15 protein-coding genes are annotated in these 13750 nt (G+C 59.7%); 9 read left to right on the forward strand and 6 right to left on the reverse strand.

Features of this window, described 5'->3' with window-relative positions:
* Positions 1 to 147: 147 nt before the first annotated feature.
* Positions 148 to 471: a helix-turn-helix domain-containing protein gene (locus QQJ86_RS04615; protein WP_284319745.1), complete on the reverse strand. Its 324-nt coding sequence runs from the start codon at positions 469 to 471 to the stop codon at positions 148 to 150.
* 425 nt (positions 472 to 896) lie between these two features.
* Between QQJ86_RS04615 and QQJ86_RS04620 the strand changes: the two genes are divergently transcribed.
* The 8 genes from QQJ86_RS04620 (at position 897) to QQJ86_RS04655 (ending at position 7898) form a co-directional block, all read left to right on the forward strand.
* Positions 897 to 1469 carry a hypothetical protein gene (locus tag QQJ86_RS04620; RefSeq protein ID WP_284319746.1) on the forward strand — a complete coding sequence of 191 codons (573 nt, stop codon included), beginning with the start codon at positions 897 to 899 and terminating at the stop codon, positions 1467 to 1469.
* A gap of 144 nt (positions 1470 to 1613) precedes the next feature.
* Positions 1614 to 1970, forward strand: a complete 357-nt coding sequence (locus QQJ86_RS04625) for a hypothetical protein (RefSeq protein ID WP_284319747.1) — start codon at positions 1614 to 1616, stop codon at positions 1968 to 1970.
* A 184-nt stretch (positions 1971 to 2154) separates the two neighbouring features.
* On the forward strand, positions 2155 to 2904 hold the full coding sequence (locus tag QQJ86_RS04630; RefSeq protein ID WP_284319748.1) for an SseB family protein: 750 nt from the start codon (positions 2155 to 2157) through the stop codon (positions 2902 to 2904).
* 374 nt (positions 2905 to 3278) lie between these two features.
* On the forward strand, positions 3279 to 3482 hold the full coding sequence (locus QQJ86_RS04635; protein ID WP_284319749.1) for an MbcA/ParS/Xre antitoxin family protein: 204 nt from the start codon (positions 3279 to 3281) through the stop codon (positions 3480 to 3482).
* 57 nt (positions 3483 to 3539) lie between these two features.
* A complete protein-coding gene (locus QQJ86_RS04640) occupies positions 3540 to 4529 on the forward strand; it encodes a hypothetical protein (RefSeq protein WP_284319750.1) in 990 nt (329 codons plus the stop codon).
* 477 nt (positions 4530 to 5006) lie between these two features.
* The gene (locus QQJ86_RS04645; protein WP_284319751.1) at positions 5007 to 6041 is read left to right on the forward strand and encodes a two-component system sensor histidine kinase NtrB; all 1035 of its coding nucleotides are present in this window, start codon (positions 5007 to 5009) and stop codon (positions 6039 to 6041) included.
* A complete protein-coding gene (gene ntrC, locus QQJ86_RS04650; RefSeq protein ID WP_284319752.1) occupies positions 6034 to 7428 on the forward strand; it encodes a nitrogen regulation protein NR(I) in 1395 nt (464 codons plus the stop codon). The genes QQJ86_RS04645 and ntrC overlap by 8 nt, the downstream gene beginning before the upstream one ends.
* Positions 7429 to 7445: 17 nt before the next feature.
* Positions 7446 to 7898, forward strand: a complete 453-nt coding sequence (locus QQJ86_RS04655; protein WP_284319753.1) for a GNAT family N-acetyltransferase — start codon at positions 7446 to 7448, stop codon at positions 7896 to 7898.
* A gap of 176 nt (positions 7899 to 8074) precedes the next feature.
* On the opposite strand, the gene QQJ86_RS04660 is transcribed toward QQJ86_RS04655, so the two are convergent.
* From QQJ86_RS04660 to QQJ86_RS04680, 5 genes are all read right to left on the reverse strand, one after another.
* The gene (locus QQJ86_RS04660) at positions 8075 to 9970 is read right to left on the reverse strand and encodes a phospholipase D-like domain-containing protein (protein ID WP_284319754.1); all 1896 of its coding nucleotides are present in this window, start codon (positions 9968 to 9970) and stop codon (positions 8075 to 8077) included.
* 438 nt (positions 9971 to 10408) lie between these two features.
* Positions 10409 to 11008 (reverse strand): YceI family protein, encoded by a 600-nt coding sequence (locus tag QQJ86_RS04665; protein ID WP_284319755.1) that lies wholly within the window; start codon positions 11006 to 11008, stop codon positions 10409 to 10411.
* Complete coding sequence (locus tag QQJ86_RS04670) at positions 11005 to 11478, reverse strand: SixA phosphatase family protein (protein ID WP_284319756.1); 474 nt, start codon at positions 11476 to 11478, stop codon at positions 11005 to 11007. The genes QQJ86_RS04665 and QQJ86_RS04670 overlap by 4 nt, the downstream gene beginning before the upstream one ends.
* Positions 11479 to 11532: 54 nt before the next feature.
* Positions 11533 to 12165 carry a nucleotide-binding protein gene (locus tag QQJ86_RS04675; protein WP_284319757.1) on the reverse strand — a complete coding sequence of 211 codons (633 nt, stop codon included), beginning with the start codon at positions 12163 to 12165 and terminating at the stop codon, positions 11533 to 11535.
* A 187-nt stretch (positions 12166 to 12352) separates the two neighbouring features.
* Positions 12353 to 13381 carry a hypothetical protein gene (locus QQJ86_RS04680; RefSeq protein WP_284319758.1) on the reverse strand — a complete coding sequence of 343 codons (1029 nt, stop codon included), beginning with the start codon at positions 13379 to 13381 and terminating at the stop codon, positions 12353 to 12355.
* Between the two features lie 180 nt (positions 13382 to 13561).
* Between QQJ86_RS04680 and QQJ86_RS04685 the strand changes: the two genes are divergently transcribed.
* Positions 13562 to 13744 (forward strand): antitermination protein NusB, encoded by a 183-nt coding sequence (locus QQJ86_RS04685; protein ID WP_284319780.1) that lies wholly within the window; start codon positions 13562 to 13564, stop codon positions 13742 to 13744.
* Positions 13745 to 13750: the final 6 nt, after the last annotated feature.

The following is a 13750-nucleotide window of genomic DNA, read 5'->3' on the forward strand; positions in this document are numbered from 1 at the left end:
AGAACCGGAAAACGGCTCACACCCTTGAATTGGCCCTTCGAACACGCTCATCATGTGTGCTGCCGGGAAGTCAGGCATCAAGCAGTGGGCCCGCTGTGACCAAGGATGACCGATGCACCGACCGCCGTCCCTTAGGGGGCGGCGTTTTCACTTCTCGACCCTGGATGCACGTGGCTTGGGGACGCGAACGGAGGCGGGCATGTTCTTGGGCAAAGCATCCAGCATGGCTTCCACCTGTTGTGCATAGGCGCTAAGGGTGACCCCGCAGGCCCTTGTCCATTCGTAAATTTGAAGTATGTCCAAGCGCCTACGGCCCAGTTCCACGTCCCCAACGAACGTTTGCGACCGGCCTAACTTCGCAGCAAGCTGCCGTTGAGTGAGCTTTGCGGCCTGACGGGCGGCCTTCAACAACGCCCATGCCACGGCGTATTCCCCTTTTTCTACGCTTTTTGTCTTTCGTGTGGTCGACATGGCGCCCACCATAGGGTGGTCCGCTCATGACCTATTCTTTGGTTCATGACCAATTTCTACGCAACAACTGCGCAGGAAAAAAGCCGAAATGCCAGGTGGAAACTCGCCATTTGCGGGCTTTTCGGAAACCCAGGCTTGAACCGTTTTTAAGTTCAAGTCAAAATCAGGCGAACGATTGCGCTCAGGCGACGGTCCGGCAGCCTTCCTGGGCGCCACCGGCTGAGCTGGGGCGGCGCAACTAACAGGGGAATCCAGAGATGAACACCTTATTGAAGATCGGGGCCGTTACGGCGCCCGTGCTTTCGCTGACCGGATGCGCCACCACAGTGGGCAAAAGATTTCGATCAGTCCCACGTATCGCAGTTCGTGTCGCACCTAACCACAGCGGACCAAGTGACCATGAATCCACCCTACGAGGGGGAGCCATGAAAAGGCGAATCTGGAGCGCCATCGCGTGCGGCGCCCTGATGCTCGCCTGTGGCCTGGCTTACGCAGCACCCGCCCCACTAACGTTGTTCGGCATACCGCTTAAGGGCGCAACGCGCGCTCACTTGCGTGAAGCACTCAAATCACACGGCATGATCGCAAAGCGCGAGGACGATAGCTATTGGGTCGACCTGTACGATCCTAGTTCTGTGCTGGACGGAGCCAGTGAATTTCAAGTGGGTTACGTGGCGGCCACGCACGTATTTGCTGACTGCAAATATACATTCCAAGGCTCTATGGACACCCAATTGGTAGGGAAGGTCATCGCCTTAGTTCAATCCAAATATGGACCTCCGTCCACTCGCACGGGCGATATCAATCTAGGCGAGGTCACCGCCACCTGGAATTTTCCTAGCAGTATGAGCATCACAGTAAGGCGCGGCTGGCCTGACACGACGACCTACCTTTACTACATCGATGCGGCAGAGGATAGGGTCATGCAGACAGAAGTGGACGCTGAAAAACGTCGCCAGCTGCAACAAAAGGCGCGCGCGCAGAATCAGGCTTACTGAGAAGGAAGCACAAGCATTTCCCGCCTTGTGCTCAGAACTAAGAAGCTTTTTTAACCGATAAGCTAGAACGTGTCGGTCGCTGTGCGTCTGCTCCGCAGTTGCCGCAATTGCCAATCAATTGCTACGTGTACCATTGAGAATGTCATGGCACTCAAGCTTGTCGACGATGACTTAGATGTATCGTTTGAAATTCCACTCAACGACGAAGCGCGATACATATTGAGCGTCCAACTTCAGCGGGCCTCCGAGGCCAAATTAAAGCCGCAATTCGAAGAACGGCTATGCGAACGACTTCAAGAGCTTGTCGATGCCGATCTTCGCCCGCCGACCTCGAAGCAGGTGGCCTACGCACTGGATATCGCACGAAACCTCGATGTTTCCCTGCCGAGCGAGGCGTTGCGACACAAAGGATCCATGTTTGAATTCCTAGACCGTTATGCGCCGCTGTACAAGGAACGTTGCAAACCCTCTCATGAAACACCGGCGCAACCCGCAGAATGAAACCGTGTAATCGCATTCCGCGGCCGAAAAGGCGATCGCGCTCACCAGCGACCGATGGATCTGCGTGCATATCGATTAGGCATGGCACGTCATCGCACTATTCATTGATGCGCTTTATAGGCGCTATCTTTGACAGCGCTCCTAACCAATGCCTCCGCGTGGGTGAATGAGTAGGAAAATCTCAATGGCGCATGCAGGAGATGATCATCTAGAGCCACTGTGGCTTCAGGCCAGCCGTAATCCTCAAATGGAAGCGGCCTTCTTGCGCCAACTAGTTCATCAACGGGTGGTGGTGATCTTGCGGCAACCGCCTGGGCCCGGCGATGCGGCCCCAGAACGCAATCTTGTGCAATGGCGACGCGAAACCGATGGCGTGACCTTTGTGCCCGTCTTTATCTGTGCCACCCATCTAACATATGCGCTGCCGGCACCCGCTAAATTCACGCAGGTTCCCATGCGGGTGCTGCTAGCAGCCGGTGGCGATCAAACGTATATCATCAATCCGCTGTCGGTGGCGCCATTCGAACTGCGGGAGCGGCAGCGAGCTTTGTTACGCCGCTATAGTGCCGAAGCTCACTATGACACCGAATGGCCGTCCCGCCGCGCACCTTGGGTGTTCCAGTTGCCCGACGACGCGCTCTATCCCATTGCAGTCAAACTAGCACAGTGGTTTAACGCCACGGGTCGCGTCGATCAAGCGTTCCTTTATGAACTTAGGCGAGGTAAGAAGCCTCGCACCGAGATTGTGTTGGGGTTGAACGAATCTGCCGATCAGGAGTTGGCAGATACGTTGATGGCAATAGCAGTCCACGCGGGAGCCAAAACAGCGTCTTTTATCATCCGCTTTCTGCCCGACGAACCAGCTCATCGAGAAGGCCTTGCGCAGGCCGGCATCACACCGTTTTACCAACGACCGATGCCGTCACGTCAATGAGGCATCGTTGCGGCGCGAGCGTAAGTCGGCGCCGCCCATTATTCCAGAAAAATGTGTGAGTCCGAACGTTTCACGACACCTCCGGTTTTCCGGTTTGGGTAGCCGCTTGGTTCGCTGCAGCAAACGGTCGTCATTGTTTCGGCGCGACTTGCGGACGTGCTGGATATCGAACGCCCTCAGGTGGTAGAAGTCGCCGAAATCGAGGCAGCGGGAATTCAATACGGTTAGAGCGCGGCCGGTGGCACCGATTTCAATCGTATTAAGAAGAGATGAGTGACCCCGGGCCGGTTCCGTGTGCGCTCACGGAGGCTCTGCACCGCTGGCCCGATTCGGGTCACTGGCGCGAATGGCGACGACAACAGGCGGGGTGATGCATGGCAAGCGTTGATGATCTCAATGTGCAACGTGTGCTTCGGGCAGCCGAAGCAATTTCGGGAGATCGCGCCCGAGCCATCGCATGGCTGCAGCAACCGATCCTAGATTTCAATGGGAAAAAACCGATGGACTTAGTTGATGAAGGTCGAACCGATGCTCTGTTGCGTTACTTGAACTCAATCGAAGTGGGTCCCGTCGGCTGATTTAGGTGCAGACAAAATATTTTGTTGCAGACTCGATGCTGTCGCCGAAGGTCGCCTATGAAGAACACCCGGAAGCATCACCGAACGATCAGGCCACGAAGCACCCGTGACCTACGCGCGGAAGTGGCGGACCTCGCCGCAACCCTTGCCAGCACAGCGGGGAAAGGGGAGCTGGTCATAGAAGATCGACGCATCAGTGCGCAAACGATTCAGTTCGAATGGGACCGGCTCTTAAAGGCCTTTCCGCCGCAATTGCGGTCGCGATTGACGTTGAAAATCCTAGAGCCCGAGCCCGCGTCGCACGCGCGGCATCCGGCCATTGACCAGGCACGCAGCGTGATGCTGGGCACACCCAACTTTCGCTTTGAGGTGGTACGCCAGTTGATCGGCGCCGATATCGATCAGGCCGGACCCCAAAGTGTCGAGGCCCTTGTTGAGAAGATCGGCGCCTCACAGTTCACGGTACGCAAGGTGCTGGGTGAGCTGGTCGGGTGCGGCATCGTCAAGCAATCGCGTCCAGCAAACGCACGTTTCTCCCTCAAGTCGGCCGACATCAACCCGGAGCTGCTGGGGATCGCAAGGGCCATGCCGCAGACATTGCGGTTCCGGTATGCCGCCGGCACCCGCCCGCGATCGATGGGCGAACTGATCCAGCGCTTCGAGCAGCTCATGCAAGCTGGCACCTCTGCAGGTTGGAAGAACATCGGATTGTCAGGGTCGGCAGCGACAAACCTGCTACGCCTTCGCCAGGTGGATCTCCTTGGCGTGCCACGCATGGATCTCACGGCCTATATCGCTAAGTCCGCCAAGACGTTCGACGTGTCCCTGCTCCACGAGCTGGATAGTGGCCTTGAATACGTGTCGGACGTGTTCTGGCCAGCGTCGCTGGTTATCACGCCCGTGCGTTCGGATGTGATGTTCAATCATCCCGACGGTGACCACCCTTGGCGTTTTGCGCAGAACAGCGATATTTATCTTGCGCTACTCCATACGGACTTGCGGGAGCAGGCGGTACAGTTTGCCGCTGGCGGTGGCAGGGGTTGGTGATAAAGGCTCGCACATCGGAGCAACTCGCGGTCGCGCGACTCGAAGCATTTCTCGCCCAAGCCCGACCGAAAGCTGGCTAAGTCGGACGTCATAGGCCGGATGATGGGAGCACAGCCGCCGTAGATGGCCGGCGTTGTGCCAGGCGCATGCGCGACACCGGCAAATTGCTGGGCGTATGGTCGGAGGCAGAGCGCGCGCTTTTGCTTTGGGCTTCGTGTGGGTGACCGGACGTTCGCGCTATCTCTTTGAATTCCTTAGAATTGTCCTGGATTTTTGGATTTTCCTGTATTTTAGGATAAACCTTCCTTAATCAAGCACTTGCCGAAAATTTGTCGCTTAACGACAGCGTTATCTGTTCGCGACAGGGTTAAGTGTTTTGCGACAAAGTTAAGCGTTCCCGACAACAACAGCGGTCAAAGCACCGCTTGTGCAATCGCGGAATTTGCACCAACCCGGCGCATTGTCCATGATGGTGCAATGAGCGAGCACTCCCGAAGCTGGGTAGAGCAGATGTCGACCGGTTTGGCGGTGGTCGATGAGGCGTTGCGCGTGCAGTGGATCAACTCGGCGTTGGCGGAATTGCTGGGGTTGGGGTTGCGGCATGCGCAGGGGCAGCTGCTGCAGGGGTTGTTGCAGGACGCCAAGATTGCGGAGCAGGCGAAGCGGAGTTTGTCCGAGCAGCGGACAGTGCAGTGCCGGGGTGTGTTGCTGCCGGGTATTCAGAGTGGGCAGCGGGTGGATGTGGCGTTGCAGCCCTTGGAAGGCGGCAGCCTGCTGGTAGAGGTGCATGCGCTGGCGGAGACGCCGTCCACGGTTTCGCCACTATCGGCCACGCTGCGCGGGTTTGCGCATGAGGTGAAGAATCCGCTGGCAGGTTTGCGCGGCGCGGCGCAGTTGCTGCAGCGTCGGCTGGAAGATCCGGACATGCAGTCGCTGGCTGGCATGGTGATCAAGGAGGCGGATCGGCTCGCCGCACTGGCCAACCGGTTGCTGCATCACGATGGCGCGCCGCGCTTGGTAGCGGTGAATTTGCATAAGTTGATGGAACGCGTCGGCGAATTGATTCGCGCGGAGCCTTCGCCGCCGCGCTTGCGTCAGGACTATGACCCAAGCTTGCCGGATGTAGAGGGCGATGCGGATCGTCTGCAGCAGGTGTTGCTCAACCTTGCGCGTAATGCGATCGAGGCTGGCGCAAAAACACTCACTTTGCGCAGCCGTGTCGAGCACGGAGTGCGTCTGGGCGATCGCATGTTCCGCAGCGCGTTGCGGCTGGATGTGATGGACGATGGCCCCGGTGTGCCCACGGCCTTGCGCGATACCTTGTTCGAACCTTTGGTTTCCGGACGCGTGGATGGCACCGGTTTAGGGCTGGCTTTGTCGCGCGAAATCGCCTACGAACACGGGGGCGAATTGCGCTACGTGAGTCGTCCCGGTGAAACGGTGTTTTCGCTTTATCTACCTTTGCCGCCGCGCGTAGGCGCTGCAGTATCGACGGGGCGTTCTAATGGCTAAATCCAACGACCGCTCTGGCATATGGATCGTTGATGACGATCGCGGCGTGCGTTTTGTGCTGGCCGAAGCGTTGCGTGATGCCGGACTGGAAGTACGCGAGTTCGAAGACACGGCAAGTGTACGCAAAGCGCTACAAGAGGCGACGCCGGCCTTGGTGATTACCGACGTGCGCATGCCAGGCGAAGGCGGCCTTGCCTTACTGGACGAGTTACGCGCGCAAGGCATCGAGCCGGTGATCGTGATGAGTGCTTACACGGACGTCGCGACGACCGCGGCGGCCTATCGCGCGGGCGCGGTGGATTACCTGGCCAAGCCGTTCGATCTGGATCAGGCCTTGGCTTCCGTGCAACGTGCCTTGGCAGAAGTGCCGCATGCGGATGCGGTGTCCGTCGCACCAACGGTACCCGCTCATGCGTTGCTGGGCGAAAGCGGACCGATGCGTGAAGTGTTCCGGCTGATCGGCCGTGTCGCCGCCAGTGATCTCAACGTGCTTATCACCGGTGAAACGGGTACAGGCAAGGAGCTCGTAGCGCGAGCTTTGCACGAGGAGAGTGCCCGGCGCGGCAAGCCATTCGTGGCATTGAACACCGCGGCGATTCCCAGCGAGTTGCTGGAAAGCGAATTGTTCGGTCACGAAGCGGGTGCATTTACTGGCGCCACGCGTCGTGTAGCAGGGCGCTTCGAACAGGCGGAAGGTGGCACGCTGTTCCTGGATGAGATCGGCGACATGCCGCTGATTCTGCAGACGCGCTTGCTGCGCGTGCTGGCGGGTGGCGAGTTCTATCGCGTAGGCGGGCGTGAGCTGATTCGTTGCAACGTACGCATCGTCGCGGCCACGCATCAGGATCTGGATGCGCGTGTGGCTGCGGGGCAGTTTCGCGCGGACCTCAAGCATCGCCTCGACGTGGTGCGCATCGAACTGCCGCCGTTACGGCAGCGGCGCAGCGATATCGCGTTGCTCGCGCAGCATTTTCTCGCTACTGCGGTGCAGGAACTACGCCTTCCGCCTAAGCGTTTTTCGAAGGCTGCGCTGAAAGCCATTGCACAGCGGGATTTTCCGGGCAATGTACGCGAGCTGGAAAATCTCTGCCGGCGCTTGGCGGTGATCGCAGCGGGCACGGAAATCCTGCCAGCCGATCTTGGTAAATCTACCGATGCGCAGCGTGGCGACTGGACGGATGCTCTGCGTGATTGGGCTGATCGCGCGCTGGAGCGTGGCGAAGCGGATATCCACACACGCGCACGCGAATCACTCGATCGCGTGTTGATGGAAGCTGCGCTGGCCGCCAACGAGGGGCATCGCCAGCATGCAGCGGCGGCGCTGGGTGTAGGTCGCAATACGCTTACGCGCAAGCTGGGTGCATCGCGCACGCGGCGCAAGTCATAACGTAGAGGGAGTACACGGTGTCGTCATTGACTGTTCGTCCTGCCCAGCGCGGGGATATTGCTGCCATCGCAGAATGGAATGTGGCGATGGCATGGGAAACCGAGCAGAAGCGCTTGGATCCGCAGGTGTTGCTGCGTGGTGTGACGGCGGTGCTTGATGAGCCCCGCCGCGGGCTCTACTTCGTCGCCGAACGCGATGGACAGGCCGTGGGTTGTCTGTTGGTGACGTACGAGTGGAGCGACTGGCGCAACGGGGACTTCTGGTGGATCCAAAGCGTGTATGTAGCGCCGGAAGCGCGGCGAGGTGGTGTGTTTCGCGCCCTGTACGGCGATGTGGCGCAGCGCGCGAAGCAGGCTGGCGCGGTGGGCTTGCGGTTGTATGTGGAAACGGAGAACGCGCGGGCACAGCAGACGTATCGTGAGCTGGGTATGGAGCAGTGCTATTACTTCATGTATGAGCAGATGCTTTGAGTTGTATTTGCGGAATGCGCAGAGCAGTTCAGTTATCTCTCATGGCCGTCATTCCTGCGAAAGCGCTTCCGCTTTCGCAGGAATGACGGCCGTGAGGAGTGTCGTCGCTTCGTGGCAAGGTTGACCCCTCACCCCAACCCTCTCCCCAGAGGGGAGAGGGAGCAAAAGCGGGCAAATCAAAGCACGCCGTTCACACCAGCACCAAACGCCGTAATCAATCGCGTGTAGATCAATTTCGGCGAAATCGCCACATCCGGAAAGTCCCCCACCGCCGTGTAGCAACGGCTGAAGTCGGGATTGTTTGGCTGCATCGGTGGGCAGTCAGGATCGGGCTTCATCTCGTAGCTGGTGGCGTAGCGGATCGGCCAGATGTCGAACAAAGGCAGCATGGCAGAGATATCGCCGATGGCCTGGCTGATTTGGCCAAGCACAGGAATGACCGGTTTGCGCGGAGCAATCACCCAAGCGTTTTGCGGCTCGGTGGCTTCCAGCACGGAGTCGCGCAATTCGGCGGCGAAGTGCTGGTCATACACGATTACGCCCGATTCGGTGTTGTAGTGGTCCGAGCGTGGATCGAAATTGTGCGAACCGACCATGCCAAGATCATCGTCGATGACCAGTGACTTGGCATGCAGACCGAAGCGCCGGCCTGGGCTGGTCAGCGGCGCGGGACGATTGCGGCTGCCTTGGCTGCCAAAAAAACCGGGGTGCCGCTCGGTGCCGGGGTAGCGTTTGCGCTTAGAGCCTGATGCGCCCGCGATGACGGGGGCGCCATCGTCTTCATCTACGGCATTGGCTAGCATGTACGCGTCAATGGCCAGGTCGGCGCGAGGCTTCAACTCGTAGATATTGAAGCCGTAGTCATTGAGATAGGTTTTGCGGTGCTTGTAGGAGAGGGCATACACCGCAAACGCATCGGTGGATGCCAGCGAGTTGGTAGAGACGATGATTTGCGGGGAAGGATTTTCGCGATGCAGCTTTTTGAAGATCTTCTTCGCGCGCCGGCTCATGACTAGATAGGGCGTCTGCAGTACCACTTCCTTTTTCGCGCTGCTGACCAGGTGCATCACATGCGCCGTGTATTCCCGCGCTTCGCGCCGTGTGGGTTGCTCTGTTTTGGCCGGCAGGTCGCTGAAATACTCCACCTTGCTGGTGTAAAGGCTGTTGCTGGCGATGTGCTCAGCAAGCCACTCTGGATCTTCTGCCTCGGCTTGAGCTTCATCTACACGAGCGGGGTAGGCATAGTGCGGTGCGGGCCATGGCGACGGACCGGGATTGTTTAGGATCAAGCGATTCACGTCACGCAGGTGAGTGATCGGTACGGCGCGCTTGTGGTTCCAGAACAGGTTGAACATCTTGGCCATGTCGCGCGCGGCGGGGCCGCCAACCATCACGTCGCGGTCGACGTAATCGAAATCATTGTCCCAGTTGAAATAGCGATTCTGATAGTTGCGTCCGCCGGTGATGCCGATGGTGTCGTCGATCACCAGCACTTTGTTGTGCATGCGCTGGTTGAACGTCATGAAGCAACACAGAACCCCGGCTGCGAATTCCAGCGGCGACGTGCGTGAGCTGTGGAAGGTGGGGTTGTACAGCCGCACTTCCAGGTTGGGACTGGCGCGCGCCAGTTGCGCGAGAATGGCTGGATCTTCGAACGAAAATAGCTGGTCGGCAAGGATGCGCACGCTCACGCCGCGTCGCGCAGCAGCGACCAATTCGTTGAGGGCGAGTTGGCCGACGTCGTCTTCATCCCAGATGTAGGTTTGTACGTCGATCGATGTTTTCGCTGCGCGGATAAGGTTGATGCGCGCAGCCAGCGAGGCTTCGCTGTCGTCGAGCAGGGTGACAACGTGAGCAGGTTTATCCGGCGTGGAATCGGCCAGCACTTTCTCGGCGGCATCCAGCAGTGGCGATGGTGTGGGGCAGTGGTCGGCACTGTCGCAGGTTGTCTGGCGATCGACACTGGCCGCGACGATGGTGTCAGCTTGCCGGATTTTTGCACGGCTCAATGCGCATCCCTGCAGCAGGGATGCCGCCAGCACGATCAGCAGAAGGCCGTAGCGCATGCGCATGGGAAGCGGGTTCAATGCCTGTGCGCCGCCCGCGCAAACGCGTCATGAGACAAGTGTGTGCATCCCAGCGCTGTGCGCTCATGTTTCCACATAGCTTTCGCTTTCCTGATCCATGCGCAAATGGAACCCGCCTGCTGCGAGTGATCGAGCGGGACCATCATAACGGTAGGGGTGCTCTGATCAATTCCACGTGGGCGTCACCGGCCCTGTCTGTTCGCAGATCACAAGGGCATCGGCGAAGGCAGACTGGCCGTCTGTCGAGACGATGGACCGAAGAGATGCGGACAGACAGGACCGGCCCGAAGGGTGATGTTCAGAAGGCCCGCAGGCTGTGCCGCGCGACTTGAAAAGACGGCCAGTCTTCCCTGCATCGCGCAACACACCCTGCGAGCCTTCTGGGCATTATGCCGCCTACGTGGAATTGATCAGAGCATCCCCTTAGCGTGTTTCGCGCTGAAGCGTGATGCTGAGGTTCAGGTCGACGCTATCGGAAAGTGCAAGGCGATTGCTGGTCATGCCGAAGGTGCTGCGTTGCAGGTTGCCGCGCAACAGGATCCTGCATGGTGCCGGTGCGAGCTGCGCGCAGTGCGCGGGCTGCAACGCGAAATGGATGGGTGCGGTAACGCCGCGCAGAGTGAGGTAGCCGGTGAGGGTGCCGCCGTCATCCAGTTCGTTCTGTGCGATGGGATTGGAGACGAAGTGAATGGTCGGGTGATGCTGCGCATCGAAGAACGACGGCGCTAGCACCCATTGGCGCATGCGCGACGTAGGCATCGCCACGCTATCGACTGGAATGGTTGCGTTCACCACCCAGCTGCCCGGGTTGGGTCCCGGCGCTAGGTCACCATCCACGTGTGTGAAGTGACCGTTGACGCTCTCCAGCCACAACAGGCGAACCCGGAACATGGCTTGGGATGTGTCCGGGTCGATACGAAAGTCGGTTTTGTTGGTGGCCGCGAGAAGGGATAACGGGAAAAGCAACAAAAACGCGAGATGCCATGTTGTATCACGCTGCAACACTGAAGCATTTCGTTTCATGGAGACCAGAACGCATCCAGTCGTGCGTTGCCCGGTTCCAGCGGGCCATCGAAGTGAAGCACGGCGAGTCCGGCCGGCGGCATGCCGCGAAATTCGTCCGAGCGCCCTTCCACCAGCAGGGCAACCAGGCGTTCGATGCCGGGGTTGTGGCCGACCAGCATCACGGTGTTCGCGTCGCCGTGCTGGTCGAGCAATGCCAGTAGTTCGCCGGGTGTGGCGTTGTAGATTTCCGCCGCTGTTTGCATCGCGGGTGCGTGTTCCAGTTCGGAAAGCGCAAGGTCTGCCGTGGCGCAGGTGCGTTCGGAAGGGGAGCAAAGCACGCGATCGGGCCGCTTGCCGTGCTTCTGAAGCCATGTACCGGCCGCGCGTGCCTCCTGTTCGCCGCGCCCACTGAGGCGACGCACCACGTCTTCCCCGCCGGGCGGCGCGGGTTGGGCTTCGGCGTGACGTAACAGGATCAATTCGTGCATGACTGTGGATGCTCCTGGAGCAGGTTCTGGTTCATCGTAAAGAAAAAGGTGCCCTCAATGCTGTCGCTTGATCCAGCGCAACAGGGGGTTCCAGTCCTGCTGGTGCCCGCGCACCTGCTCGGAGCCGTAATCGAAAATACCTTTGCCCAATGAGGTCAGCAACACATAGGCCTGGGTATCGCGCAATTGCGCTACCACCGGGAACGGTGCCTGCTCGGCCAGTTGCGCGATGGCGTCCTGGCTGGCGTGGGTCCAGGGTTTGAGTCGGTTGCCCACCAGCGCCACCGGCAGTTTGCCGCGCTTGATCCGCCCAATGCTGCGCAGGTGTTCGAGGAAATTCAGTGTGGCGTGCAGATCGAAGGACGAGGGCAACACGGGCACCAGCACCACGTTGGCCTGTTCGACGTAGGGCTCGAGTTCTTTCTCGTGGGAGCCGGCAGCGGTGTCGACCAGTACACGGTCGGTATCTTCGGGCAGTTTCTCCAGCGCACGGCGTCCGCCCTCCACCGCCAGCACGCCGGGGACGTTGTCCGGACGCAGGCTTGCCCAGCGGTAGCTGGAACCTTGCGGATCGCTATCGACAATGGCGGTGCGCTTGCCATCCTGCGCCCAATGCGATGCAAGCTGGGTAACCAGCGTGCTCTTGCCACAACCACCCTTGCTGCTTGCTACCAATACCGTGAGCATCGGTTACCCCTGCTGGGTTCAGGTGGGACCAAGGGTAACGTTGGAGCGGGGAATAGGGAACGGGGAGCAGAGAACGTTGCGTTCCTGTGCGATCGGCCGCTCAGCAGTGCGTTACTTCCGTTCTCTTCGATAAAGATGAGCATGCGGCGGCTTTTATGCCGGGCCGCATGCTTTACGGTCCCTGTTCTTAGCCGCCGTTCCCAGCCTTTTGCGGCTGCCAATCCGTCGGCGCATCCGTGGCAATGCCGGCGTCATGCAATGCCGCAAGCACCAGGCTCATCTGAGTACCGCCGCTGCGAGCCAGAGCCAGCAGATGCTGTGCCTGGGCTTTATCGCTCTGCGCGCGCAAGGACAGCTGGGCGAAGTTCTGCACTTGCCAGATCAGGTTGCGTCGAGCGTTTTGCGCGTCCTGCTGCTGAGAGGCGTCGGAGCTGAGCACCTCGCGCAGATGCAGGCCCAGCGAACGGGCCAGCGGACTGGAACCCCATTCCAGGAGTTGGCCCAGTTTCAGGCAGTCGTCTTTGACGGCGCTGTCTTTCGGTGCCTGTGCCTCGCAATAAGTGGCGGTGTCGCGCAGTGCCGGCTGCGGCATGCCGGCAGCGGAACCGTATGCGATCAGTACCTGCACGCCATTGGCTCCGGCATCGGAGTTCGGATCGAGGGTGGCGGTGGGCGGCGGCAGCAGCGTGGCGGCATTGGCCAGGGCCTTCAGCGCGGCGCCACTGTAGTCGTCGTACAGCTTGGCGGATGCGGCCTTGTTCAAATCCTGACGGGCGTCGTCCTTTTTCAGCGTGCCGACATCCTGGCTGAGCTTCACCAGCCAGACGGCAGCGTTGTCCGGCGCCTGCTGGGTAAGTTGGGTGACGGCATCGCTATTGGGGCAGGACTGGGTATCGGCATTGCAGTCGGCCAGACGCGCCCACGTGATGGCAGGGCCGGCGTTGTCGGCGTGGCTGGCGCGTTCGATCAGGGCGTGAAAGCTGTTCAGCTTGCTCGGATTCGGCATCGGGCGGGCCAGCAGCGCGGCAGCCAGCATGCGGTCCGGGTCACCGCTGGGGGCCAAGACATTGATCAGGTCGTTTTGAAAGGCGATCAGCGCTGTTTGGCGCGATTGCCCGGCCTTTGCGCCGCTTTGGTGGGCTGCCTGGGGTGCGGCTATCGCCGCCGCAGTCAATGCGCTGGCCAGGGTAAGGGCAATAAGGCGCCGTCCGCGCATGGGGATTGCTCCGTAGAGTCATAAAAGCCGCCAGCATAACTGCGGCGGATTGAGGGGGTTCTGAACGGCAAATGTCCGGCTTCTTCGCTGAACGTGCGTGTTAGGCATGCTGTGCAAGCTCATGTAGCATGCTTGACCGCCCCACGAGTAACCCAGGAGATAGCTGTGGAGTCGTTTTCGATGTTGACCCAGGCGAACGCCCCATGGTTTGTGGGATGGGGAACCCTGGCCTTGATCAATGCCGGCCTGGCGCAGGGCAAGAACCGCAGCGGCGTGCTGTGGTTCCTGCTGTCGGTGCTGTTTGGTCCGTTTGCGACGCTCGTGCTTGTGCTGCTGCCGAAGGTGCGTGATCGGTTGTTCTAAGGGATT

It is taken from the genome of Dyella acidisoli, from assembly GCF_030160295.1.
Lineage (GTDB): Bacteria > Pseudomonadota > Gammaproteobacteria > Xanthomonadales > Rhodanobacteraceae > Dyella_B > Dyella_B acidisoli.